The organism is Alcanivorax sp. 97CO-5, assembly GCF_000524665.1.
In the GTDB taxonomy this organism is placed as follows: Bacteria; Pseudomonadota; Gammaproteobacteria; order Pseudomonadales; family Alcanivoracaceae; genus Alcanivorax; species Alcanivorax borkumensis.
In genome coordinates, this window is sequence record NZ_KI965888.1 from 395173 (window position 1) to 419427 (window position 24255).

The 24255-nt window shown below is 55.8% G+C and carries 20 protein-coding genes; 8 read left to right on the top strand and 12 right to left on the bottom strand.

The window, feature by feature from the left end; all coding sequences use genetic code 11:
• Positions 1 to 18: 18 nt before the first annotated feature.
• The 3 genes from Y017_RS07855 to trxA form a co-directional block, all read right to left on the bottom strand.
• The gene (locus tag Y017_RS07855; protein WP_035460071.1) at positions 19 to 1479 is read right to left on the bottom strand and encodes a hypothetical protein; all 1461 of its coding nucleotides are present in this window, start codon (positions 1477 to 1479) and stop codon (positions 19 to 21) included.
• Positions 1480 to 1667: 188 nt separating this feature from the next.
• Positions 1668 to 2927 (bottom strand): transcription termination factor Rho, encoded by a 1260-nt coding sequence (rho, locus tag Y017_RS07860; protein ID WP_007151393.1) that lies wholly within the window; start codon positions 2925 to 2927, stop codon positions 1668 to 1670.
• 287 nt (positions 2928 to 3214) lie between these two features.
• Positions 3215 to 3541: a thioredoxin TrxA gene (gene trxA / locus Y017_RS07865; protein WP_011589736.1), complete on the bottom strand. Its 327-nt coding sequence runs from the start codon at positions 3539 to 3541 to the stop codon at positions 3215 to 3217.
• Between the two features lie 187 nt (positions 3542 to 3728).
• Between trxA and ppx the strand changes: the two genes are divergently transcribed.
• The gene (gene ppx, locus Y017_RS07870; protein ID WP_035460072.1) at positions 3729 to 5219 is read left to right on the top strand and encodes an exopolyphosphatase; all 1491 of its coding nucleotides are present in this window, start codon (positions 3729 to 3731) and stop codon (positions 5217 to 5219) included.
• 96 nt (positions 5220 to 5315) lie between these two features.
• On the opposite strand, the gene ppk1 is transcribed toward ppx, so the two are convergent.
• Entirely contained in the window at positions 5316 to 7430 is a 2115-nt protein-coding gene (gene ppk1, locus Y017_RS07875) for a polyphosphate kinase 1 (protein WP_046962162.1), read from the bottom strand.
• Between the two features lie 392 nt (positions 7431 to 7822).
• Entirely contained in the window at positions 7823 to 8833 is a 1011-nt protein-coding gene (hemB, locus tag Y017_RS07880; protein WP_011589733.1) for a porphobilinogen synthase, read from the bottom strand.
• Positions 8834 to 9039: 206 nt separating this feature from the next.
• Between hemB and Y017_RS07885 the strand changes: the two genes are divergently transcribed.
• The 3 genes from Y017_RS07885 (at position 9040) to Y017_RS07895 (ending at position 10691) form a co-directional block, all read left to right on the top strand.
• Complete coding sequence (locus Y017_RS07885; protein ID WP_011589732.1) at positions 9040 to 9462, top strand: VOC family protein; 423 nt, start codon at positions 9040 to 9042, stop codon at positions 9460 to 9462.
• Between the two features lie 3 nt (positions 9463 to 9465).
• Entirely contained in the window at positions 9466 to 9981 is a 516-nt protein-coding gene (gene greB / locus Y017_RS07890) for a transcription elongation factor GreB (protein WP_011589731.1), read from the top strand.
• 74 nt (positions 9982 to 10055) lie between these two features.
• Positions 10056 to 10691, top strand: coding sequence for a DUF502 domain-containing protein (locus Y017_RS07895; RefSeq protein WP_011589730.1), 636 nt, complete (start codon positions 10056 to 10058; stop codon positions 10689 to 10691).
• A 95-nt stretch (positions 10692 to 10786) separates the two neighbouring features.
• On the opposite strand, the gene Y017_RS07900 is transcribed toward Y017_RS07895, so the two are convergent.
• From Y017_RS07900 to fadI, 4 genes are all read right to left on the bottom strand, one after another.
• On the bottom strand, positions 10787 to 12010 hold the full coding sequence (locus tag Y017_RS07900) for an alpha/beta hydrolase (protein WP_011589729.1): 1224 nt from the start codon (positions 12008 to 12010) through the stop codon (positions 10787 to 10789).
• A gap of 142 nt (positions 12011 to 12152) precedes the next feature.
• Positions 12153 to 13043 (bottom strand): alpha/beta hydrolase, encoded by an 891-nt coding sequence (locus tag Y017_RS07905; protein ID WP_011589728.1) that lies wholly within the window; start codon positions 13041 to 13043, stop codon positions 12153 to 12155.
• Between the two features lie 114 nt (positions 13044 to 13157).
• Positions 13158 to 15452: an acyl-CoA dehydrogenase gene (locus Y017_RS07910; protein ID WP_011589727.1), complete on the bottom strand. Its 2295-nt coding sequence runs from the start codon at positions 15450 to 15452 to the stop codon at positions 13158 to 13160.
• A gap of 55 nt (positions 15453 to 15507) precedes the next feature.
• On the bottom strand, positions 15508 to 16809 hold the full coding sequence (gene fadI, locus Y017_RS07915; RefSeq protein WP_035460074.1) for an acetyl-CoA C-acyltransferase FadI: 1302 nt from the start codon (positions 16807 to 16809) through the stop codon (positions 15508 to 15510).
• Positions 16810 to 17034: 225 nt separating this feature from the next.
• Between fadI and Y017_RS07920 the strand changes: the two genes are divergently transcribed.
• Positions 17035 to 17634: a TetR/AcrR family transcriptional regulator gene (locus Y017_RS07920; protein ID WP_035460077.1), complete on the top strand. Its 600-nt coding sequence runs from the start codon at positions 17035 to 17037 to the stop codon at positions 17632 to 17634.
• Between the two features lie 139 nt (positions 17635 to 17773).
• Positions 17774 to 18691, top strand: coding sequence for an alpha/beta fold hydrolase (locus Y017_RS07925; protein WP_011589723.1), 918 nt, complete (start codon positions 17774 to 17776; stop codon positions 18689 to 18691).
• A gap of 177 nt (positions 18692 to 18868) precedes the next feature.
• Here Y017_RS07925 and Y017_RS07930 read toward each other — a convergent pair whose 3' ends face one another.
• The 3 genes from Y017_RS07930 to efp all read right to left on the bottom strand — a co-directional run bounded on the left by Y017_RS07930 (position 18869) and on the right by efp (position 20840).
• Positions 18869 to 19255, bottom strand: coding sequence for a hypothetical protein (locus Y017_RS07930; protein ID WP_081737591.1), 387 nt, complete (start codon positions 19253 to 19255; stop codon positions 18869 to 18871).
• 77 nt (positions 19256 to 19332) lie between these two features.
• On the bottom strand, positions 19333 to 20268 hold the full coding sequence (epmA, locus tag Y017_RS07935) for an EF-P lysine aminoacylase EpmA (RefSeq protein ID WP_011589721.1): 936 nt from the start codon (positions 20266 to 20268) through the stop codon (positions 19333 to 19335).
• 2 nt (positions 20269 to 20270) lie between these two features.
• Positions 20271 to 20840: an elongation factor P gene (gene efp / locus Y017_RS07940; RefSeq protein WP_011589720.1), complete on the bottom strand. Its 570-nt coding sequence runs from the start codon at positions 20838 to 20840 to the stop codon at positions 20271 to 20273.
• A gap of 292 nt (positions 20841 to 21132) precedes the next feature.
• On the opposite strand from efp, the gene epmB reads away from it, so the two are divergent.
• Positions 21133 to 22161 carry an EF-P beta-lysylation protein EpmB gene (gene epmB, locus Y017_RS07945; protein WP_231483440.1) on the top strand — a complete coding sequence of 343 codons (1029 nt, stop codon included), beginning with the start codon at positions 21133 to 21135 and terminating at the stop codon, positions 22159 to 22161.
• Positions 22162 to 22327: 166 nt separating this feature from the next.
• On the top strand, positions 22328 to 24085 hold the full coding sequence (locus tag Y017_RS07950; protein ID WP_035460080.1) for a hypothetical protein: 1758 nt from the start codon (positions 22328 to 22330) through the stop codon (positions 24083 to 24085).
• Positions 24086 to 24255 lie beyond the last annotated feature (170 nt).

The window sequence follows — 24255 nt, forward strand, 5'->3', positions numbered from 1 at the left end:
TTTTCATCAGCGGCAGGCTTATTGGGTGCAGGTCAGGCTGCCAGACGTTTGTGAGGGGGGACGAAAAGCATAACAGCTACAGTAGGTTTCTTTGCCCTGGCAGGCCAGACGCTGTTCTTCCAGGTTGTCACGCTGTTGTTGCCGGATTTTTTGCTCTAGTTCAGCGGTTCTGGCTGCTCTGGTGCGGGCAAGTGCCGCGGCTTTCTGTTTGCGGACGGCGGCATCGCGCTGTTCTGCTTGTTTGAGTTGTGCCAGTGCGTCTGCCAGGTTCCCGCTTATGTTTGCCAGTTCACGGTCCAGTTGGGCCTTGCGTTCTGCGTAGGTTCCGCCTGTGGCGCGCCATTCTCGGCAGGCTGCATCGCGGCGAGATTGCGCTTTTTTGCGGGCTCTGCGTTCTTCTAGGCTTTCATCTGAAGGGTTGCTCTCCAAGCAAAGCTTGAACGCGCAGGTGCATTGAGAGGGGTAGCTGGCTTCCTTTTCCTCGAACTCTTCCCGGGCATCACGCTGCATGCGTTGATACCGGGAAACTTCTGCATTGAAGGGTTCGGCTTCTTTGCTTATCGAGGCAAGGCGTCGCTTGTCCTGATTCGTGATGGATTGTTCTGCGAGGGTCGCGGGGTCGGTTTCCTGCTTTGTGCCATAGCGTCCATAGTCTTCGTAATGGAGTTGGCCATTGCGAGAGCTGACGCCTTTTTCATAGGGCTTGCCGTCGTAGAAGGTGCCCGCAAAGACTACGTTGCCATCGGCGTCGGTGAGCAAACCTTTCCCTTCTGGCTTGCCAAAATAGCTGGAATACTCCCCTTTATAGCGTTTGCCATCAGGGTAAATAAGCACGCCATCAGTGGTGTAATCCCCTCGCTCCATGCGTCCTTGGTAGGTCATGCCGTTCGGCAGGCGTAGCGTGCCTTCGCCGTGGGCGAGGAGCTTGCGTGCAGGCCCCTGCCATTGCCCGCCGTAGGTTTTTATTGCTTGGGCGGTTTCGGTATGGGGAACCTGTCTTGTCAGAGTGCGACCTTCAAGCGCACCGGCCTTGAATGGCCAGGCCGTGTAAAAATTCAGGGGGTTGCTGCTGGCGTCGACATAGCCCATTCCAAGCAGATTGATTTCACCGGCATCGATACTAATGCCTTTAGTTGCCATCTCACCCCCTTGGCGGTGTTTGCCTAGTGCGGTGTAGGGCAGTAGCTCGACAGTGATATCGTAATCGCCTGGCCAGAGTTCCAGCAGGTAGTAATCTGAGGTACCAATCGTGCCAATGATTTCGTCATCCACCAGTAACTGTAGCTCGTATTCCCTGATGTTTTCTTGCCAGTATTTTGCGTAGAAAACGTAAAGCAATGCTTTGCCTGGGGCTGGTGTTTGCGCAGCGAAGGGAGGCGTGCTGGAGATGTTAACGGCGGAAGTCAGGCAGCTGCTCAGGAGTAGTGTAGAGAGCAGGATAAAGGCCGCTTTTCGCAATACATGTAAGTAGGTGTCCATGTGATGCTTCCCCCAGCACCTGAAGATATAGGTCCCAGGGGCATGATGTTTGAAAGTGTTGATGTCACGAGATTAATAGAAAGATAGCGTAGCCGCTGATCGGCAGGCAAGCGCCGGTGGCGGATAACAAAAACCCCGCCGAAGCGGGGTTTTGCATGTTGCTTGAAGCGTGCGGCGCGTTGCGCCGCTTATTTGCGCTTCATGGAATCGAAGAATTCCAGGTTTGTCTTGGTCTGCTTCATGCGGTCGATGAGGAATTCCATGGCGCCAATTTCGTCCATGGGGTGCAGCACCTTGCGCAGGATCCACATCTTCTGCAGTTCGTCTTCGCTCACCAGACGTTCTTCACGACGGGTGCCGGATTTGCGGATATTCATGGCCGGGAACACACGCTTCTCTGCCACCTTGCGGTCCAGATGCAGTTCCATGTTGCCGGTGCCTTTGAATTCCTCGTAGATCACTTCGTCCATTTTGGAACCGGTGTCGACCAGAGCGGTGGCGAGGATGGTCAGGCTACCGCCTTCCTCGATGTTCCGCGCGGCACCGAAAAAGCGCTTGGGCTTTTCCAGGGCGTGGGCGTCAACACCACCGGTGAGCACCTTGCCGGAGCTGGGCTGCACGGTGTTGTAGGCGCGCGCCAGACGGGTGATGGAGTCCAGCAGGATTACCACGTCCTGTTTGTGCTCGACCAGCCGCTTGGCTTTCTCGATCACCATTTCAGCCACCTGAACGTGACGGGCCGGTGGCTCGTCAAAGGTGGAGGCCACCACTTCACCGCGCACGGTTCGGGACATTTCTGTCACTTCTTCCGGGCGCTCGTCGATGAGCAGCACAATCATGTGAGTTTCGGGGTTGTTGCGGGCAATGGACTGGGCCACGCTCTGCAGCAGCATGGTCTTACCGGCTTTGGGCGGCGCGACGATTAGGCCACGCTGCCCTTTACCGATGGGTGCCACCAGATCGATTACCCGAGTGGTAATGTCTTCGGTGGAGCCATTACCGATTTCCATGACCAATCGCTGAGTAGGAAACAGCGGGGTCAGGTTCTCGAACAGGATTTTGTTCTTGGCGTTTTCCGGGCGGTCAAAGTTGATCTCGTTGACCTTGAGCATGGCGAAGTAACGCTCGCCATCCTTGGGGGGCCGGATTTTTCCGGCGATGGTGTCGCCGGTGCGTAAATTGAAGCGACGGATCTGGCTGGGCGAAACGTAAATGTCGTCCGGGCCGGCAAGATAAGATCCTTCAGCGGAACGAAGGAAACCGAAACCATCCTGCAGGATTTCCAGCACGCCATCGCCGTAAATGTCGGAGCCATTTTTGGCGGCGCGTTTAAGGATGGAAAAGATAACGTCTTGTTTACGGGTTCTTGCCAGGTTCTCGAGACCGAGTTCCTTGGCAATGTCCAGAAGTTCTCCAATCGGCTTCTGCTTCAGTTCAGAAAGATTCATTGGCGTCTAATTTGGTGTCTTTGGATGAATTGAGAGGATGCACCACCGCAGTGTTGCAGTTGTTTTGATAATCCGGTTTTTTCGGAATCTGGCCCGGCAAGCCTAAAGGGGGCCATAAGGAAAATAGGTAACCAGAGGTTCCGAGGACTAACTAAAGGGGGTGCTTTATTAAAGCTGGTTCTGGAATCTATCACTCATGGTTGGGGCTGTCTAGCCCGTCGGTCGTGGCAGGGTAAGGAAACCCCTTCGCCGGGCGACGAAGGGGTAACAGGTTATTACATCCGTGCTTAAAGCGTGCTGTCTAAGAATGCGGTCAGTTGGCTTTTAGACAGGGCGCCCACTTTGGTGGCTTCCACGTTGCCATTTTTGAAAACAGTCAGGGTAGGGATGCCTCGAACGCCGTATTTCTTCGGTGTTTCCGGATTATCATCGATATTGATTTTGGCAATGGTCAGCTTGTCGCCGTACTCTCCGGCTAGTTGCTCAAGGATCGGCGCGACCATTTTGCAGGGGCCACACCAAGGAGCCCAGTAATCGACCAGCACGGGGCCGTCTGCGTTGATGACCTTGGCTTCGAAGTCCGCATCGGTCACGTTAATAATCTCGCCGCTCATTGAATTCTCCTGATATAAAGGTTTCAAAGACCTGTCACGGTTGCTTACCGGCCTCTGTGATGATGAATAATATCAGGTTGCGGGTGAAGAATTTCAAGCGAGGTCGTTAATTATCGCTGTAGTCGCTGCCTATGACATCGTAACGCCATGATTTTTGGATAGAATTGGCCCAAAAGAAGGAGTGACTATGGAGCATGGCGAACATCTGGCTGCCATTGATTTGGGGTCGAACAGTTTTCATATGGTGGTAGCCCGACAAGCGCAGGGAGAAATCCAGATTCTCGACGGGTTGTCGGAGAAGGTGCAATTGGGGGCCGGCCTAGACCGGGAAAATCGCTTGGATGAGGACACAGTGGAGAGGGCGCTGGAGTGCCTTGGCCGGTTTGCCCAACGGATTGCCGGAATTCCACGCGGTAGCGTGCGGGTGGTGGGGACCAATACCCTGCGCCAAGCCCGTAATGCCCGGGATTTTATCCGCCGCGCGGAAGCCGTGTTGGGCCACGATATTGAGGTGGTAGCCGGACGAGAGGAAGCGCGGCTGATTTACCTGGGGGTGGCCCACACCTTGGCTGATGACGCTGGGCAGCGGCTGGTGGTGGATATTGGCGGTGGTTCCACTGAGCTGATCATTGGTGAGCGGTTTGAATCCACGGAAACCGAGTCGTTGCATATGGGCTGTGTTAGCTTTGCCCAGCGTTTTTTCCCCAATGGCGAGATCACGGAAAAAGCCTTTGATCGGGCGGTGACGGCGGCACGCCAGGAAGTGTTATCAATCCATGCCAATTATCAGCGCCTTGGTTGGCAGCAGGTGGTGGGGGCCTCGGGCACGATCAAGGCAATCAGCCTTGTGTGTGTGGAGAACGGTTGGTCGGAATTCGGCATTAGCATGGAAGGGATGAAAAAAGCCCGTAAACGGGTGATTAAAGCTGGTGCCGCGGACAAGCTGGGATTGAAGGGGTTACGTGAGGATCGACAGCCTATTTTTGCTTCTGGTCTGGCCATTTTGTACGGCATTTTCGAGCAGTTAGGCATTGAACAAATGGATGTTTCCAGTGGCGCTTTACGTGAAGGGTTACTGTACGACTTACTGGGGCGCTTTGGTCACGAGGATGTGCGTGATCGCAGTATTCAAGCGCTGATGAATCGCCATCATGTGGAAAGCAGCCAAGCAGAGCGAGTGTGTGCCACAGCCCAGACGTTATACCAGCAGGTAGCCAGTGATTGGCAGATCGAGGGAGCCGAGGCCGCGGATACGCTCCGTTGGGGCTGTTTGCTCCATGAGGTGGGATTGGCGGTGTCTCATAGCCAGTTTCACAAACACGGTGCTTATCTGGTGACTAACTCGGATCTGCCCGGTTTTTCTCGTCAGGAGCAGCAGATGGTGGCGTTGATGGTGCGCGGTCATCGTCGCAAGGTGCCCTTGGCTGCGCTGGCGGAATTGCCGGAGGATGAACAAACCTGCTTGCTGCGACTATGTTTGGTACTGCGTTTAGCGGTGCGGTTGCACCATGCCCGTAGTGATGAAAAGGTGCCTGAAATTCACGTGCAGGCAACGGGGAATCGTCTTGCCATTACCTTTCCGGTTGGCTGGTTGGAGCAGCACCCGCTTACCCAAGCGGACCTGGAGCAGGAACTCGATTACTTTCAGGCGGCAGGGTACCAGCTGGTGTTGGCGTGAAAGGAATCGCTGCGAGCCGCTAGCGATGAGGAAAATAGCCTTAAAATGGGGGCGCGCGCTTTAGCCGGCGCAACCCCTTTAAAGCTAGAAGCTTGTTCATCCCCCTAGCGTATCGAGCAGGCTCTGTTGGGCAATGAAGCGCTCTTCGCCGTTTTGTGGTTGCACCCGCTGGTAGTGGCCGTCTGGCTGCAGTTCCCAGGCGCGAGAGTTGTCTCGCAAATAGATATGCAGGCCCTGCTCTAAGATCTGTGCCTTGAGAGCGGGGTCATTGATCGGAAAACACGTTTCCACACGGTTGAACAGATTGCGCTCCATCCAGTCGGCGCTGGAGCAATACACCAGTTCGTCACCGCCGTGGTGGAAATGGTAGATGCGGGTGTGTTCCAGAAAGCGGCCGATAATAGAACGCACGCGAATGTTCTCCGACAGGCCAGGAATTCCGGGCCTCAGGCAGCATATGCCCCGTATGATTAGGTCGATTTCCACGCCCGCTTGGCTGGCCCGGTACAGGGCCTGCATGATATTTTTTTCTGTCAGGGAATTGAACTTGGCAATAATGCGTGCAGGTTTACCTGCCTGGGCTTGTGCGGTTTCAAAGTCGATCCACTCGATAATCGAGGGGTGCAGGGTGAACGGCGAATGCTTGAGCTGCTTCAGCCGGGCCGCCTTACCCATACCCGTCAATTCCTGAAATATCTTGTGCACGTCCTGGCCCATACTCTTTTCGCAGGTCATCAGGCCATAATCTGTGTATAGCTTGGTCGTTTTTGTGTGGTAATTGCCGGTGCCTAGATGCACATACCGTTTGATGCCGTCACCATCCCGGCGCACCACCAGAAGCATTTTGGCATGGGTTTTATAACCCACCACGCCGTAGACCACGATGGCGCCGGCTTCCTGTAGGCGGCGGGCTCCTTCAATATTGGACTCTTCATCAAAGCGGGCGCGGAGCTCGACAATGGCGGTGACTTCTTTGCCATTGCGGGCAGCGGTTTCCAAATGGTCGAGGATTTCTGACTTGGTGCCAGTGCGGTATAGCGTTTGCTTGATGGCTAGCACTTTGGGATCGCGGGCGGCTTCGGCCAGCAGGTTAATCACCGGCTGAAAGGACTCATAGGGGTGATGCAGCAGGATATCGCCTTGGTCGATGGCATCAAAAATGGTTTCGCTCTTTTTCACCACTGGCGCTAATTTGGGGGTGAAGGGTGGGTAGTGCAGACGCGGCCGGTTTACGCTGGTGAACATGCGGGCCAGATTTACCGGGCCATTTACTTCGTACAGGTCTTTTTCGGTAAGCTCAAACTGCTCTAGCAGATAGTGCATCAGGTGCTGTGGGCAATTGTCGGCTACTTCCAGGCGCACTTCGTCTCCATAGCGGCGTGATAGCAGCTGACCTTTCAGGGCGCTGGCCAAATCCTCTGCTTCTTCGTCCACTTCCATGTCCGCATTGCGGGTTACTCGGAACTGGTAACAGCCGGTGGCCTTCATGCCTGGAAACAGGTCGGACACATGAGCGTGGATCATGGAGGAGAGGAAAACGAAGTTATCGTCACCGCTTTCACTGATTTCATCGGGGATGCGAATGAGCCTGGGCAGGGACCGGGGTGCCGGTACAATGGCGAGCCCTGTGGAGCGACCGAACGCATCCTTGCCGTCCAAGGGTACGATGAAGTTCAGACTTTTGTTTACCAAGCGTGGGAAGGGGTGCGAAGGATCTAGCGCGATTGGAGTGAGAACCGGATATATCTGCTCGCGAAAATACTTCTTTACCCACTCTATTTGGGCTTCGGTCCAATCTTCGCGGCGCAGAAAATCCACACCTTCTTCACGCAGGGCAGGGAGTAGTACGTCATTGAGGATACGATACTGGCGCTCTACCGCTTCGTGCGTAATGGCGCTGATGGATTCCAGCAGCTCTTCGGGCAGCAGGCCATCGGGACCGGGCTGCCCGGTATGGGTTTCCAGTTTGTGCTTCAAACCCGCTACGCGAATTTCGAAAAACTCGTCCATGTTGCTGGAAAAAATCAATAAAAAGTTCAGCCGTTCCATCAATGGGTGGTTTTCATCCGAGGCTTGCTCGAGCACCCGCAGATTGAACTGCAGCAAGCTAAGTTCCCGGTTCAAATAATAGTCCGGATTACTGAACTCGCCGTTGCTGGAATCAATGACATTGTGCTCGTTGTCACCCTGTTCATTGGATAAAGCATTCATAGTGTCGTCCTGACTGGAGCCGGCATGTAGGCCCTATTCCATGACATTAATGTTACGCAGTAATGACAGCCGGAAAATGAATCGGCGATTCGGCTGTTGGGCCCGTTTGTCCGTGACGAGCCATGACTAAGACTATCGCGATTAAGGAAAGGCTGCTAAGGAAAGGCTGTAGGAGGAAGTAAATTCGGTAGGAGACAAAAAAACAAAAAAGTCGGAGGGTATATCTTTTTCGCCGGGGTGCGGATTTCGGTGGTCGCAGGTTAGGGCGGATACCGAAAGGCCGAGCACGATCAATAGGCAGGCCACAGGGTGTTGAGAAGGGCAGGCAGAACAGGAACGGCAAGCACGGGTCGTTCCTGTTTTGCTTACATTGAAGCGCGTGTCGCCTTCGGTTAACGCTGTTTTTTCAGTGCTTGCGCTGCCGTCTTGGCAAAGTAGGTGAGGATGCCATCGGCGCCGGCGCGTTTGAATGCCAGCAAGGATTCCATCATCACTTTGTCTTGGTCCAGCCAGCCGTTTTGAAAAGCGGCCATGTGCATGGCGTATTCACCACTCACTTGATAGGCGTACACAGGGACTTTGAATTCGTCTTTCACTCGGCGGACCACGTCCAAGTAAGGCATGCCCGGTTTCACCATTACCACGTCGGCGCCTTCCGCCAGGTCTAAGGCGATCTCATGCAGCGCCTCATCGGAATTGGCCGGGTCCATTTGATAGGTGGTCTTGTCCGCCTTGCCGAGATTGCCGGCGGAGCCGACCGCATCGCGGAAAGGGCCATAGTAGGCGCTGGCGTACTTGGCAGAGTAGGCCATGATACGGGTGTGGATATGGCCGTGGGCTTCCAGGGCATCGCGAATGGCACCGATGCGGCCATCCATCATGTCTGAAGGGGCAACCATGTCGGCGCCGGCGTCGGCATGGGATAGGGCCTGCTTGACCAGTGCATCCACGGTCACGTCGTTGAGTACATAGCCGTTGTCATCAATGATGCCGTCCTGGCCGTGGGTAGTGAACGGATCCAAGGCGCCGTCAGTGATGACTCCCATCTCGGGAACGGCAGCCTTGATCGCGCGCACGGCACGCTGGGCTAGCCCCTCAGGGTTCCAGGCTTCACGGCCATCGAGGGTTTTTATATCGCCTGGAGTGACTGGAAACAAGGCCATGGCGGGAACGCCTAGATCGGCCAGCTCACGGGCTTCTTCCACCAGCAGATCAATGCTTTTACGTTCCACACCGGGCATGGAGGGAACGGCTTCGATTTGATTGCTGCCTTCCAGTACAAACACCGGGTAAATCAGGTCGTCAACGGTGAGGGTGTGCTCGCGCATCAGGCGGCGGGAAAAATCATCGCGGCGCATGCGGCGCATACGTGTGGCGGGCCAGGAAGCACGGGTGACAGACATGCGCAGGGTTCCTCTAGTAGTATGGGCGCGCCTGGTGCTGGGGTAAGCTAGTTCAACGTTAAAACGCGAAGCATGCCAATGCCATCTTGGCTTTCTGGGCTGCGCGCTTTTGAACTTTCAATGCATCCAATCGCATTACAAACAACACGCCTATGGATGTGTTGGCATCAGGCTGAATCACGTGAGTTTAGCAAGAGCGGTAGACGATGGAAAAACAACCGGCCTTTCATTTGGCTTTTCTGGTGAATGATCTGGAAGACGCTGCGGATTTTTATTGCCGCGTGCTGGGTGGGCGTCGTGGGCGCGATGCTCCGAACTGGGTGGATGTGGACCTGCACGGACATCAGCTCTCCTTGCATAAAGGCGAAAATTTAACGCCGATCCAGGGCTACAGTGAGGTGGACGGCCATCCAGTGCCGATGCCTCATTTTGGCGTGGTGCTCAGCTTTGCCCGCTGGGAGGCCCTAGTGGAGCGGATTTACCAGCACCAGTGGCCGTTTCTGCTTAAGCCTCGTGAGCGATTCGCGGGGCAGCCCGCGGAGCAAGGAACGTTCTTTGTTCAGGACCCTTCTGGCAACACCTTGGAGTTCAAGGGGCTGCGCGAATTGCACCGGATCTTCGAGGTATAACCCATGGGCCGCTGGCGACCGAAGGGCAAACCTGCCTCCAAGTACATCACCGTTGAGGGATACCATAAGCTCAACGATGAGCTGCAATATTTATGGAAGCAGAAGCGCCCAGAGATCACCCAGTCGGTGCAGGAGGCGGCGGCCCAGGGCGATCGCTCGGAGAACGCAGAATACATCTACGGCAAGAAACAGCTGCGGGAGATTGATCGGCGGGTGCGTTTTCTTAGCAAGCGCCTGGATGACATGACGGTGGTGGATCGGGTGCCGGAAGACCAAAGTCGGGTGTTCTTTGGTGCTTGGGTAGAGCTGGAAAATGACACAGGGGACACTGAAACCTACCGGTTGGTGGGGCCAGATGAAACCGATGCGGGAAGAGGCTATATCAGTATTGATGCGCCATTGGCGCGAGCCTTGCTCAAGAAACAGGTGGATGACGAAGTGGAGGTGCGAACCCCTGCTGGCGAGCGTTGTCTGTTTATCAACCGCATTTGGTACGAAGAGCCTGCACGTCGGGATTGAGCCTAGGCTTGTACAGGCGCGTATGAGCTGGTGGGCAGGCTCGCTTGCCGAAATAATAGAGGAATTCTCCGCCGATGAGCGCTAACAACCGTATCTGGTTTTTTATTCGTAAGTCGCTGCTGGGTGGGCTCACCATCCTGTTGCCGATTTCCATTATCGTGTTCTTCTTCAAATGGATTTATCAGACCGTGACCGAGCTGATTTCTCCTTTTACCTCAGTGTTTATCAGTGCTTTCGGGTTGCCAAAGTTTGTCGCAGATTGGCTATCGGTGCTGGCGGTCATGGTGCTGTGTTTTCTAGTCGGCACTCTGGTGGCAACCCGAGTGGGAAGCTGGGCCTGGCAGCAGTGGGAAGAACATGTGATGACTCGCTTACCCGGATACACCACTGTCCGTGAAGTGATTGCCCAGTTGATGGGGAGTAGCGCAGATAGCCCATTCAGCCGGGGCGAGGTGGCGCGGGTGTGGCTCTATGGGAGAGATACGGACGTGTCTGTTACTGCGCTGGTCACGTCCCGGCACGCGGATGGTCACGTCACTGTGTTCGTCCCCACTGGGCCCAACCCCACCAGCGGATTCATTTACCACCTAGATGCATCACTGGTGGAGCTGCATCCAGAAATCGGTGTGGAAAGCATGATGAAAACGGTGGTCTCTTGCGGGGCGGGTACCGCGCACTTGTTCAAGACGGATACCCCCAAAGCGCCCTAGCATTTTCATCGAAGCCGCTAGGACGCTGAGTCTGGTTTGCCACGCGAAAGCCACGTGCTCCTATAAAACAAGTGGTGTTTGCGGGCTTCCGGTGCTTAGCTCACCCCTTTTGCGGCAAACGCCTGGCGCATAAAGTCCCGCATGGCTTTCAGGTATAAGCCCTGATCCAGATGTAGCAGGTGGTTGCCTGGGAACCAATGCACATCACAGTTGTTCCAGTGTTGGCGTAACAGGTGACTATGTTTGGGAGGAGCGAATCGGTCGCCGGCACCGCCGATAATCATGCGCCCGCTTTGCGGTATTTGGCAGGGCCAAGTTAGGGGCGAGTGCAGGGCGGTGATTTCACGAAGGCCTGCGGTATCGGTGTCATAGATGCGGTTGAGCAGCTTCACTTGTTGGTTGATCGGGAACCAGCTCTTCATCAAATCAATCACGCTGACCAACGGCACATTGGGGATCGCAAAGGCTAAGTCTTTTTCTAGTGCGGCCAGTAAGCCAGTAGTGTAACCGCCCAGTGATATGCCGGTGGCGCCGATGGCCGGTGATCCTTGTTCGCGTAACATTTGCATGAACAAACGCAAGTCATGAATAGCGTGTGCAAAGGTTTCGTTGAGTAACGCCATGCCTTGGCTGAAAAACTCGGCGCCACTGAACGGAGCGAAACGGCTTTTGCGCCGGCCATGGAACGGCAGCGTATAGAGCAGCACATCGAAGCCCTGCTTGTAGAACCAGGGCAGCGCCAGCCAGCGAGTATTCAGCCAGTAAGGGTCGGCCACAAACCCATGAATCATCACCAGTGTAGGGCGTGGGCCATCGTGGTGACGCCAGTGCTGCGCCCAGGCGGTGCCGTTACGGGTATGGTCCAGATAACGCTCCCTTAGGTCCGGGTTTTTAGGCACAAAAGGCGAAGTGAAATGTAGGGTATGGGCGTCGCCGTCTTCCGGTTGAAAATGGTAACTGGATACCGGCGTGTGCTTGATTTTTGCCGATACGGTGGGCGGTGTGAAAAAAGTATTGGGATCGCTCTCAGCTAGGAAGGGGCGATAGAAATCTGTAAGCGCCCGCTCGTCGTTGAGTCGTGCGGCGTTGAGCGTGGCAGGCAGAGCAGCCACGCCGGCCATTAAGGCCAGGCCGGTACGGGCCACTGTATCGACAGCCGCGGTACTGCTGATGCGCCAGCTGGTATCGTTATCTGCTAGGAAATGATCCGGCATGCTGTGAAAGCTGGACGGTAACGTTTGCCACCAGGGTTGGCTGAGGGTCGGTAGGTCTTCGTTGCAGTAATCGTCTGGGTGAATACGGGGCAGTAAGTCGCTCATGCCACCTCCTTGTGAGTAAACGCAAGTAAAAAAGGTTGAAGGCGGCAGAGCAATGACAGAAACGTTCAATGATTAATGCCGAAAACTTCAACCAGGGTTGGAGCACTGCGGGCTTGGTTTTTATCGCCTTAAGCGCTCGCGCCTATGCTTCTTTAATGAATGCGACAATCCGTTTCAGGTCTTTGTTCGCCTCTGGCAGGAAGGGCACCATGACCGGCCATACATGGAATACGCCGGGGCGCTCTATCCATGTCACCTTGACGCCCGCCTTTTCCGCCACGCGCTTCACTCGCTTGCCATCCGCATAAAGCAGTTCGTCGGTGCTGGCGGTGATCAGTAGCGGGCAGATGTTGGTGTAGTCTCCTAGGCAGGGGGAGGCGTAGGGCTGGCTGCGGTCTTCTGGGTTGGGGGTATAGATCTCGATAGCAGTGCGAATGATGTCTGCAGACAGCATCGCATCGCTGGGGTCTAGGGCCTCCAGGATGCTGTCGTCAGGAAAGGCGTTGCTGGCGGGCGAAAATGTCACCGCGCAGCGGGGTTGTTCCAGGCCTTTGTCGCGGATATGCAGCAGCGTGGCCAAGGTGAGCCCACCACCGGCGGAATCGCCGGCAATAACGATATCCTGCGGTTGCTTGCCTAGGCTTAATAGGTATTCGTAGGCCTCCATGACTCGATTCACTGCGGCCGGGTAAGGATGCTCTGGGGCAAACGGATAGACGGGTAAAAATACCTCAGCGTTTAATTTTTTTGCCAACCGCCCGGCTAAGTTGTGGTAGGTCTTGGTGATGCCGCCAATGTAGGCGCCGCCATGCAGGTAAAGCACCGCCATTTCTGGACGCTGCACGCTGATTCGATCACCGGTAAAAGCGGGGTGCTCCACGCGACTGAGTTTTACTCCACGGGGTAATAGGGTCAGAACAGGGGTTTCGTTGAATACCTTACGCAGATGCCTTACTAGTTGGTCTTGGTTGAGACCGGAGCGTTTGATGGTGCGCTTGGTCACGGCTTTGATGAGGCGGGCTTGAAGGCTCATAGTTTGTCCGTTATCTGGTTCGTTGTTGTGTTATGGCGCCCAACACTAGCGAGTGAGGGGGCGTATTGGCAGGGTTGATCGGGCCAGTTGGCACTGGCCCGTGAGGACGGCCGGTTATTCGCCGGAAGTCTTTGCCGGCTCGGAGTTGGCGGCGGGTTGCAGGCCGCCATCACCGGTGGCACTCATGGCGGGTATGCCGCCTGCTCCGTAGTACTCATCCTTAGTGAAGACATCCACTTCGATGGCCAGTAGGCACGCTTCGGTAGCGGCGTTCAGCGTGGCCAGCTCAGCGTCGGAAATTAGCTGCAGTGAAGCGGCCTCGGCGGCCAACGCTTCTACTTTGCCTTTGCCTAGTTTGCGAGCTTTTTGCGCCGCCCGAATTTTTTCACGTACTGGTTCGGCTTCGGTGGTCAGCCGGAAGGCCTTGAGTAGGCGTCCCAGTCCTTGATCGCTTTCCTCTGGCATGTAGTTGCCGCCAACTAAGCGTTTGTACTGGTCGCCATAGCTTTGCAGGGCTTGCGCGGCTTGGTGACTAAGCTGATCGTTCGGTAGCTTGGCCAGCGGGTTCAGACCCAAGCCGATACGGCCAATGGTTTTCAATATCACGCCCACCGGGCCGTCGAAGTTTTCATAGATGCCTTCGAAGGCCTGCTGGATCTGGGTGAGGCCGTATTCACCAGCGTATTGCACGAGCGCCAGATCTTCTGCCTTGCGGCCTTCCGCTTCAAAGCGGCGCAGCGCCGAGGTGGTAATGTACAACCAGGCAACGGCGTCGGCATAACGGCCAGTCAGGTTGCCACGGGCTTTCAGTTTCCCGCCGACAAAGAACATGGCCAGGTTAGTGAGCAGGCCGAAGCGGGTGGCGGCCCAGCCCAGGCGGCGATAAATGCTTTTCGTTTTTGGTTCCACGTTGGGCACTTTTACGGTCAAGAAACCGCGGGTGACGCCGCGTACCAGGCTCATAACGAAGCCCAGCAAGAACTGGATCATCCAGCCGGTGAGGTTTTTACGGAAGGCGTCAGCGTCGTCGTTTTCCACGGCTTGCACTACATTGTAAGCGTAGGGGTGACAGCGGGTGGCGCCCTGGCCAAAGATCATCAGGGTGCGGGTCATGATGTTGGCCCCTTCCACGGTGACGCTCACCGGGGCCGAGTTGTAAAGGCGACCCATGGTGTTGTTGGGGCCCTGCATGACGCCGTAGCCGGCGGTCACATCCATGGCGTCGGTGCCGGTATCGCGTCCCATTTCTGTAGAGTAGGCCTTCATGATGGCGGAGGTCACAGGGGGCTGGATACCCTTGTCCACGGCGGAGCAACCAAACACGCGGGCAGCATCAAAGGCGTAGGTCATGCCGGCGGCTTTACCAATCTTGTGTTCCACACCTTCCATGCGGCCCACGGGGATGCCGAACTGTTGGCGCACCATGGAATAGGCGCCGGCGATCATGGCACCATGGCGAATGCCGCAAATGCCGGTGGCGGGCAGTGACACCATGCGCCCGCCTGCCAGAGCTTCCATTAACATCTTCCAGCCCATGCCGGTGTGTTCCACGCCCCCCAACACATTGCTGGCGGGTACGATTACATCGCGACCGACAATGGGGCCGTTGGGGAAGTGCTCGCCAATGGGTTGGTGATGGTCGCCGATATGCAGCCCGTCCAAGCCTTTTTCCAGTAGCACGACGGTGATGCCTGCGTCTTCACCTTTGCCCAGCAGGTTTTCCGGGTCGTGCAGGCGCACGGCCAGCGAGATCAGGTTGGAAACCGGTGCAAGGGTGATGTAACGCTTGCGGAAGTTAAGTTTGAATTTGATCTCGCCGTCGCTGTCTTTGAATACTTCGCCTTCCGCCTTGATGGACGCCGCGTCAGAGCCGGCGGTGGGCTCGGTGAGGCCGAAGCAGGGAATGAATTCGCCGTTGGCCAGCTTTGGCAGGTAATACTGCTTTTGCTCATCGGTGCCGTAATGGCCGAGGAGTTCCGCTGCCCCGAGGGAGTTGGGAATCACTACCATGGCGCTGATGAGCCCTGAATGAGAGCTGACTTTGGCCATAATGCAGGACTTCGCCTGGGTGGACATGGGGTTGCCGCCGTACTCTTTGGCGATCTGCATGCCGAAGAAGCCATTCTCTGCCATGAAGGTAAACAGATGATCGGGCAGTTTGCGGGTGCGCGACAGAGCGTAGCTGTCGGCCATTCTCAGCAGTTCTTCCACAGGGCCATCAATGTAGGCTTGTTCGTGTTCGGGAAGGGTGTCGTAGTTTTCAGCGAGGATTTTTTCAAAATCGACCTTGCCGCCAAAAAATTGCCCGTCGATCCACACGTCGCCGGCTTCTAGCGCTTGGCGTTCGGTATCGGAAATCTGTGGCAGGATCTTGTTATCCCGCATCCAATTCATCAGTAGGTTAAACATGGGTCTGTTCCTGTGGGTGGTTGTGTGGTGCGCTAAGTAATGTGGCTAACGCGGGTTATTCGGTTTCCAGCACCATGGCGGCGCCGATACCGCCGGCGGCACAGGCAGTGGTTAACGCCAGCCCGCCGCCGCGGTGTTGCAGTTCGTGTAAGGTCTGGCTGATGACTCGGGCACCGGTGGCCCCAAAGGGGTGGCCGTAGGCAATGGAGCCGCCGTTGACGTTGAGCTTGCTGCGATCTACTTCGCCGAGAGCCGCGAGCCCAGTCTGGCTGCGTACATAGTCGTCATCGGCCAAGCCACGCAGGTTGCAGGCTACTTGGCCGGCAAACGCTTCGTGCATGTCTACCAGGGTCAGGTCGCTCAAGGTGAGCCCGGCGCGGGTCATGGCGGCGGGGGCGGCCAGTACCGGGCCCATTAATAGGTCGTCCTGGGGCGTGCGGGCGGCAAAGGCATAGGAGCGAATATAACCTAGCGGGGTGTAACCCAGTGCGGCGGCCTTTTTCTCGCTCATCATCAACAGGGCGCCGGCACCATCGGTGAGGGGGCTGCTATTGCCGGCGGTAACGGAACCGGTCTCCCGGTCAAACACCGGATTGAGTTTGCTGTAGCTCTCACGTTCGGATTGTTTGCGCACCAGGTTGTCATCTTTCAAGGCGCTGCCATCGGGTAAATGGGCAGTCATCACCTGGCGATCCAGACGGCCTTCGGCCCAGGCGCGGGCTGCATTGCTGTGGGAAGCATGGGCTAGATCGTCTTGTTCTTGACGGCTAACCCCCCATTTTTTCACCATTTTCTCGGTGCTCTCGCCCATGGTTTCCCCCACTGAGTATTCGGTGATAGACGGGGCTTGGGGAAGCAGGTCGCGGGCTTTGAGCTGGCTAAGCAGCTTGATGCGATCTTTTAGGGTTTTGGCGAAGCTCACATCGCGCAGTACCGCGCTTAGCTTGGCAGACAAGGGAATTCGAGCGCAGCTGGTTGAGTCAGTGCCGCCAGCAATGGCCATGTCGGTGTAACCGGCAACGATGTTGTCCGCCACGCTGGCGGTGGTCTGGAAACTGGTGGCACAGGCACGGGTAATGGAGTAGGCATCCACCGTGTCCATGCCCAGCGCCAGAGCGATCTCGCGGGCAATAAAGGGGGCTTCGGGAATCATCACCGTCATCCCGAACACCAGCTGCTCAATTTCATTTTGGCTCAGGTTATTGCGGGCCATCAGCTCCTTGACGGTCATTGCGCCTAGATCGATGGCATTCAAATCTCGGTAATGGGTGGCGATGCGAGCAAACGGGGTGCGCAGACCATCTACGATGGCGACGCGGCCGCCACGGCCAGCCAGCTTCATTTTGCGAACAGGCATTGCAGACTCCTTGCAGGGTGCCGGTCACGGTGTAATCTGTTTTACACCTAATGTGACATTCATTGGTGATAACGTGGGTGGAGCCTAGAAGGCTGCACTGGTTGAGTCAATTGCCGAGGAGACACTGTCCGACATGGGTGTAAGATGGATTACAGATAGGCATTGGCTAGGCGAATGAATAATCAGAGAGCGTAGGGTCTGATTGTGCAAAAAGGTATTGGAACAATGGCATTGTCCCGGCAGGATCCGGTGGTAAGAGAGCGTATTGAGTGGGCTGCGGTGCAGGTTTTTGCCGATTCGGCATTCCATCAAGTGACGTTGCAGGAGATAGCTCGGGCGGCCCGCTGCAGTTTGCAAACGATTTATCGGTATTACGGGGATGAGAGGCTGGGCAGTAAGGAAGCACTACTTAACGCCTGCTTGCATCATGGCCTGGAGCAGCTGGCCGAGCGCATGCTGGATCACCTTGCCGGTATCGATACATTTCGTGATCGGCTCAGTAAGGTGTTTTGGGTGGTGCTGGATTTCTTTGACCGCAACCCGCAAATGGGCCGTATGATGATCAATTCGGTTTATCCGGGTCGCTGGGGCAGTGATACCACCTCGGGGCAGCAACGGCTCACGGAGCTTTTTCTCAGCGGGCTACGAGAAGGCCAGGAGGCCGGGATTCTGAATGATCAGGTGACGGCGCCGATCCTGTTGGATTTCTTCTATGGCGTGTTGTTGCGTATTGCTCAGATGCACCTGTTGCGTGGTAGGCCTGGGCGTATGGCAGATCAGCACGGTGTGCTGTTTGATATGTTGTGGCGGGCAATCACGGTTTGAACCGCCGAACAGGCCAATCGCCGCGTAATTCTCATGCTGGCGCTTGAGGTTTGAGGCACCCTTTTTTATGTTGATCTATTGGCAGTGGCTCGGTTTCGACACTGCATCACAAGAATAGGCGAGCATAAAGGGTACGCATATGCAGTCAGGTACGGTCGCGAGTAATGGCATCGAGCTTTTTTATGAGAGCCGTGGTCCGGAAAACGGGGAGCCCATGGTTTTCGTCATGGGGCTGTCGGCGCAGATGGTGTTCTGGCCGGATACCTTGCTGGATGCGTTGGCGGCAAAAGGCTATCGGGTGATCCGGTTTGATAACCGTGATGTGGGTAAATCCACCCAAATCCGCAAGCCGATAAAGCAGGGGCCGGTGTCGGCGATCCTGCGCCGCATAATCGGTCTGCCGGTGGAGAGCCCTTACACCTTGCACGATATGGTTGCCGATACGGTGGGCCTGCTAGATGCATTAAATATTGAGCGGGCGCATTTTGTTGGTGCCTCCATGGGCGGGATGATCAGCCAGTTGATGGCGGGCACTCACCCGGAGCGGGTGCTGTCCCTCACCTCAATCATGTCCAGTAATAACAGCTCATTACTGCCACCGCCGAAACCCTCGGCGTTAAGAGTTTTAATTGCCCCGCGCGTGAAAGTGGAAACCGAAGAGCAGTTCGTTACCTTCGGCTTGGAAATGATGAGTAAGCTGGCCGGTACCTTGCCCCAGGGTAAGGAGGAGCTGGCGGCCATGTATCGGGCTGCCTGGGCGCGAGGCATTAACCCGAGAGGTATCCGCAACCAGTTTCTGGCGATCACGGCCACCGGTTCTTTAAGCAAAACCTTGAAGCAGATCCAATGCCCGACCACGGTGATCCATGGCGGCGCTGACCCGTTAATTCGTCCTGCCGGTGGCAAGGCATCTGCCCGCGCTATTCGCGGTGCCAAGCTGGTTATTATTCCCGGCATGGGCCATGATTTTCCGCCATCGGTGATTGATCGCATCGGTGAGCTGATTGCGGAAACTGCCGGGCGAGCCAATTCCGTAGTGCCGCCGGCGGTAGGGTGAAATGCCGTTGTAAGTAAAAAGTTAACAGCCGCAACGCAGGGAGCGGTACGGGCTAAATAAAAAGAGGCCGTGCGCAGAAATTGGGCGCGGTTTTTTTATGACTTTCTGATGGTTTTATTTTGCGATAAGCGTATGGCTGGCGGCACGATACAGCAAAATCGGAAAAGCTGAAGCGGGCTACAGGCCCAGGTACTCACCAATCAAAAACACATCTCCCTGCCCTTCGTTTTTGCCAAAATAACTGACCGGATCAAAGCTCTCGTTCTCGATGGCGCCCACCTCGCAATCAATGTTGTATTGCCGGGCAAGATCGTTGAAAAGATTCACCGGAAGCTTGAGTTGAGCCTTTTTCTTCACCGGCTGAGAGATGCCCAGGTGCCAGTCTTCGCAGCCCTCGCTCTCACATTCATTTATCAGTGTTACGCCTTCGTTGGCGTCCGTATAGGCCTGTAGGGCTGCTTGCAAATCGGGCAGGTTTCGCTTGAGCTTTTTTTCCTGCTTTTCATCAAGGCGGTCACAGGCGACGAGGAGGTACAGATGCATAGTGCTTACCGGTTCGGACATTGATGGCTACTTTATCACAATGGCCAAGCGTTCCTTGTGCTGGGTTCGATGACTAAGCAAAAAGCGAGAGGGCGACGTTACGCTCTTGGGTGGGGGAACGTCAGCACCTGGTCGATGGTCAGGGGCGGCTGCTGGGCCATGAGTAGCCGCTCAACGCCAACGGCGACACCACTACATTCTGGAAGTCCGGATGTCATGGCGTCGAGCAAATAAGCATCGGGAGCCATGGGGGGCAATCCTTGTTCGAGCCGCAGAGCATTGTCCCGTTGAAAGCGTTGTGACTGCTCTTGCGCGTCAGTGAGTTCCTGGTAGCCATTGGCCAGCTCCAGGCCCCGGTAGTAAACCTCGAATCGCTTGGCCACGATGGCACCGTCTTTGTCCTTATGGGTCTGGGCCAGCGCAGCGGCCCAGCCGGGGAAGTCGGTCACCACAGACAGTTGTTCGGCAGGGAGGGCCGTTTCCACCTGAGTGGCCATCAGATAGTCCACCGCGGCGGTTTTGTTCAGGCCAGTAGGCGCGCCGTGGAATACCGCGTAATGGATTAGCTCTGCGTCATCGACGGTAAGTGGGTCCAAGCCTGTAATGTTCTTGAACAGGTCACGAAAGGGGTATTTCTTTGCCCTGATGCCGGGAAACAGTTCAGCAAACAACGCTAGGCATTCGCTAACTAACTGGTTCAGGGAAAAACCGGGCCGGTACCATTCTAACATGGTGAACTCAGGGTTATGGCGCCCCCCAGCCTCGCCCTCGCGGAAGGCTTTGCACAGCTGGTATATAGGCCCACTGCCAGCGGCGAGCAGACGCTTCATATGGTATTCCGGCGAGCTTTGCAGATAACCGTAGCCGGGCACGGCAATACACTGGATGTGTGGGTCGCTGACGCCGTAACGGGCCAGCTGCGGGGTGTCCACTTCCAGTACTTGGCGGGCATCAAAAAAGGCGCGCACTGTGCTTAGTAGTTCAGCGCGCGCCTTGATGGCCTGCAAAGAGGCGGTGGGCTGCCAGTTGCTCATGGCTACTGTTTGATGCGGCCCACGTAATCGCCGGTACGGGTGTCGACTTTGACGATTTCACCGGTCTGTACGAACAGCGGGACACGTACCACTGCGCCGGTGCTCAGTGTGGCGGGCTTTCCACCGGTGCCGGCGGTGTCGCCTTTGAGGCCTGGGTCGGTTTCGATGATTTCCAACTCAACAAAATTGGGGGGGCTAACGGACAAGGGCTCACCGTTGTAAAGAGTAACCTCGCAGATGTCTTCTTCCTTGAGCCACTGCTTGGCGTCGCGAACCGCGGTTTCGTCGGCTTGCTTCTGTTCGAAGGAGGTTTGGTCCATGAAGTGCCAAAATTCGCCGTCGCTGTAGATGTACTGCATGGAAACGTCCATTACGTCAGCACCCTCCAAGGAGTCACCAGACTTGAAGGTACGTTCCCAAACCTTACCGTTACGCAGGTTGCGTAGCTTTACGCGGCTGAACGCCTGACCCTTGCCCGGCTTGACGAATTCGTTTTCGATGATGGAACAGGGATCGCCATCGAGCATCACTTTCAAGCCAGACTTGAATTCGCTGGTAGAATAGTTGGCCATAAAACTTTTCCAAAGAGTTGATGTATGCAACTTGAGCGGTTGATAGGGTCTGTTGATGTTTCATCTGCATCTCTGTTGCGCCTGCACGCTCGCCAATCTAGGCAAAGGAAGAGATGTTTGGTTGCATCAAATGAGCGACGTGTAACGACGAGTGGCGAGCGTGCAGGCGCAACCCGAAGAACTGGGCCCCTTTTTCCGCCCAGCTGTATTGTCGGTCGCTGACATAAGCATGACTATGCTGCACTCACTCCGCCTTGCCGGGCGAAAAAATGAAACTCCAGCAGAGACGCAGATGAAACATCAACAGACCCTCATGATAACGCAGGAAGCGTCTGGTTGGGAGTTGCCCAGCTGGCAGCGCCAGCAGGCGGACCTGATAACCGACCCGGCAGAGCTATTGGCGATGCTTTATCTGCCGGTGGAGAGCCTGCCGGATGCGTTGTCGGCGGCTACGGATTTCCCTCTGCGGGTACCGCGTAGCTACGTGGCACTGATGGAGCGGGGCAACCCCCATGATCCGCTGTTGCGTCAGGTATTGAGTGTGGCCGATGAGATGGTAGCGCAGCCCGGGTTTAGTGCTGACCCGCTAGATGAAGCTGAACATACGGCGGTGCCGGGGTTGTTGCACAAATATCATGGGCGGGCGTTGTTGGTGGTCACCGGGGCTTGTGCGGTGCATTGCCGATACTGTTTTCGGCGTCATTTTCCCTACCAGACACATCTGAGCGGCAAACGTTGGAAGCAGGCCCTGGAGTGGCTAGCGGCCCGGCCGGATATTAATGAGGTAATTCTCAGTGGTGGAGATCCTCTGACTCTGAGTAATCAGCGCCTTGAGCAATTGCTGGATGCCCTGGAAAGCATTCCGCACCTGCGTCGGTTACGGATTCATAGCCGCACTCCCGTGGTGATCCCCGAGCGGCTAGAGGTGGGGCTAAAAGCGCTGTTGACACGGCGTCGTTGGCAGACCGTGCTGGTGCTTCATGGTAATCACCCCCGCGAAATTAGCCCGGCGCTGGTAGAGCGTTGTCGGGACTTGCGTAGTGCTGGCATCACCTTGCTCAACCAGAGCGTGCTGCTGGCCGGAGTGAATGACCGGGCCGACACGCTGGCAGAGCTGTCCGACAGATTATTTGACGCTGGGGTGATGCCTTATTACCTGCACCAGCTGGATGCGGTGCAAGGAGCGGCGCATTTCGCGGTGTCCGATGACGCCGCCAGGGAGATCCATGCGGCCTTGCGTGCTCGACTGCCGGGTTTCCTGGTCCCCAGGCTAACGCGGGAAGAGCCTGGGGAGCCCGCCAAGACGGTATTAGCGGGCTAGTAGCCTGCTGCCTGCCGGCCAATGAACACCGTACGTCTAGGTCTCCATGGCGTTTACAGAATTGCAACAGTATCGTAGGGTAATGTGACATAGGGCACATAAGTAAAAATAATTAATATCAAATAATGACAGTGGCCGAGGTGTGGCCAAGATAAGGATTGCCTTCATGGAGCAACCAGACCAGACGGTGCGATTGAAACTGCCTGAGCAGGATCTGCCGCACCTGACACTTGGCGCTGCTCAGCCGAAAAAGCTGGAACAGTGGGTTGAGTCTCTCCCAATCATGAATATGGGAGAAACTGCTCGCCAGTTGTATAAGTTTATTCAGGAACTTAACCGGCTCCAGATTGATTCCAAACTCCGCTTTCAGTTACTGGAAGTTGTGCGCCCATCGATTCTTCAAGTCAGCGAGTCGCTACAAAAACATTACCTGAACCAGTCACTGGTATTGCCCGAGAAGGCTCGTCGTGTGGCCAGCCTTGCCCAGGCCCTGCAAGGGCACCTAGCGAATGGCTACAAGCTGGTGGCGGTGCGAGGCATTCGTAAGATCAAGGACAAAGCCGTAAGGCGAGCGGTGGCAATTGCTATTCATCGGGCGGTAACGGCCCTAGGCGATACATTGTTGCGTTGCTACCAACTCTATTTGCCCTGCCCTAGCAATTTGTGGCTGGAGCTCCATCAACTGTTTCTGTTGGCTCAACAGCAGGGCATCAGTGGCATTGCAGTGTTGGATGGCGAAGTCGAAAGCAGTATTGAGTCTGCTTATGCCCGTTGCCTATTACTGGCTACGGCAAAACCTAACCAGTTGCGCCAGCAGGAACTGGCGGGGATCTACAAGGCTGCATTCGCTTGGGCACCGCTGATTGAAATCAGCACTGCCAGTGATGAGGATGACCTGTTCGTTTTTGATCTGCAGGCGGATCGCCCCCCCATTTATCGTACCCATGCGTCCCAGGCATCACAGAGCTGGCGTTATATTGATTCCTCTCGCTTGGTAGAAGCCATTGCTGGTTGGTTGGCCGCCTCTGATGAGAGCACGCTGATCGTTCCCAAAAGCCTGGATGAAAGGCTGCTTAACCACCTGCAGCAGGTGTGGGGAGCCTTGACCGAGCGGGCGTTTAAGCGGATGCCGGAAAGCGGTGAAGTGGAGTTGTGTTTTGGTTTGGTGGGCGTGCATTACTTTCTGTCTAACAAAGTCGCTTTCGAAACGATTGTGGCGCGGGGCAGTCTGTCGATGTTGCGGTCTGAAGACGAGAGCAACCCCTTCCTGGCCAACATCAAGAAGAGCACTAAACAGAAACAGCAAAATGCGGACCCTTGGGCCACGGCCTATCAGTCCCATTATGCTGATGAAGCTATTGAGATGAACGTGAAGACGGGGGGGCAGCGTAAAGAAACGCCCTTGCCTGTGAGCTATCACTGCCAGAAAGTCAATGTGAGCCCGGGCGGCTATTGCCTGTCTTGGCAGGGCAATACACCGAGCCTGATGCGCACAGGAGAATTGCTGGCCCTGCGTGACTGCCCAGACAGTGATTGGTCTGTGGCGGTGGTCCGCTGGGTGACGCAGTTGCCGAACTATGGTGCGCGCTTCGGCGTGGAGTTGTTGGCCCCAGGTGGGCGCCCTGTGGCCGCGCGTGCGCTGCGCAAGTTAGGGGTCGACAGTGACTATATGCGCGGTGTGATTCTGTCTGAACTGGCTGCTACTGGGCAGCCAGCAACCTTGTTGTTGCCTACGGTGGGCTTTAATGAGGGCATGAAAGTCGAGCTGCTGGAGGGAGAAGAGCTGCGTAGGGTGCAATTGCTGCGCAGTATCCAGAGCGTATCCGGGTTCAACCAGTATCCGTTTAAGGATCTGGCTACGCCGGCGCCGATTAATCCCTCGGAAGAGGATGATGCTCTAGACTTCATCTGGTCCAGTTTGTAGGCGCAGGTGTGGAATCAGGCAATTTTATTGATAATTCGGCTTCACGGATTGTTGTCCATATCCGCTATTAGGGTAACAACAACGATATTGTTGTCAGGATGTCGCGAAATGCATATGCCCCCACGGTTGAGTCGTAATGTTTCATTAGCGGTCTGCGGGTCGGATAACGG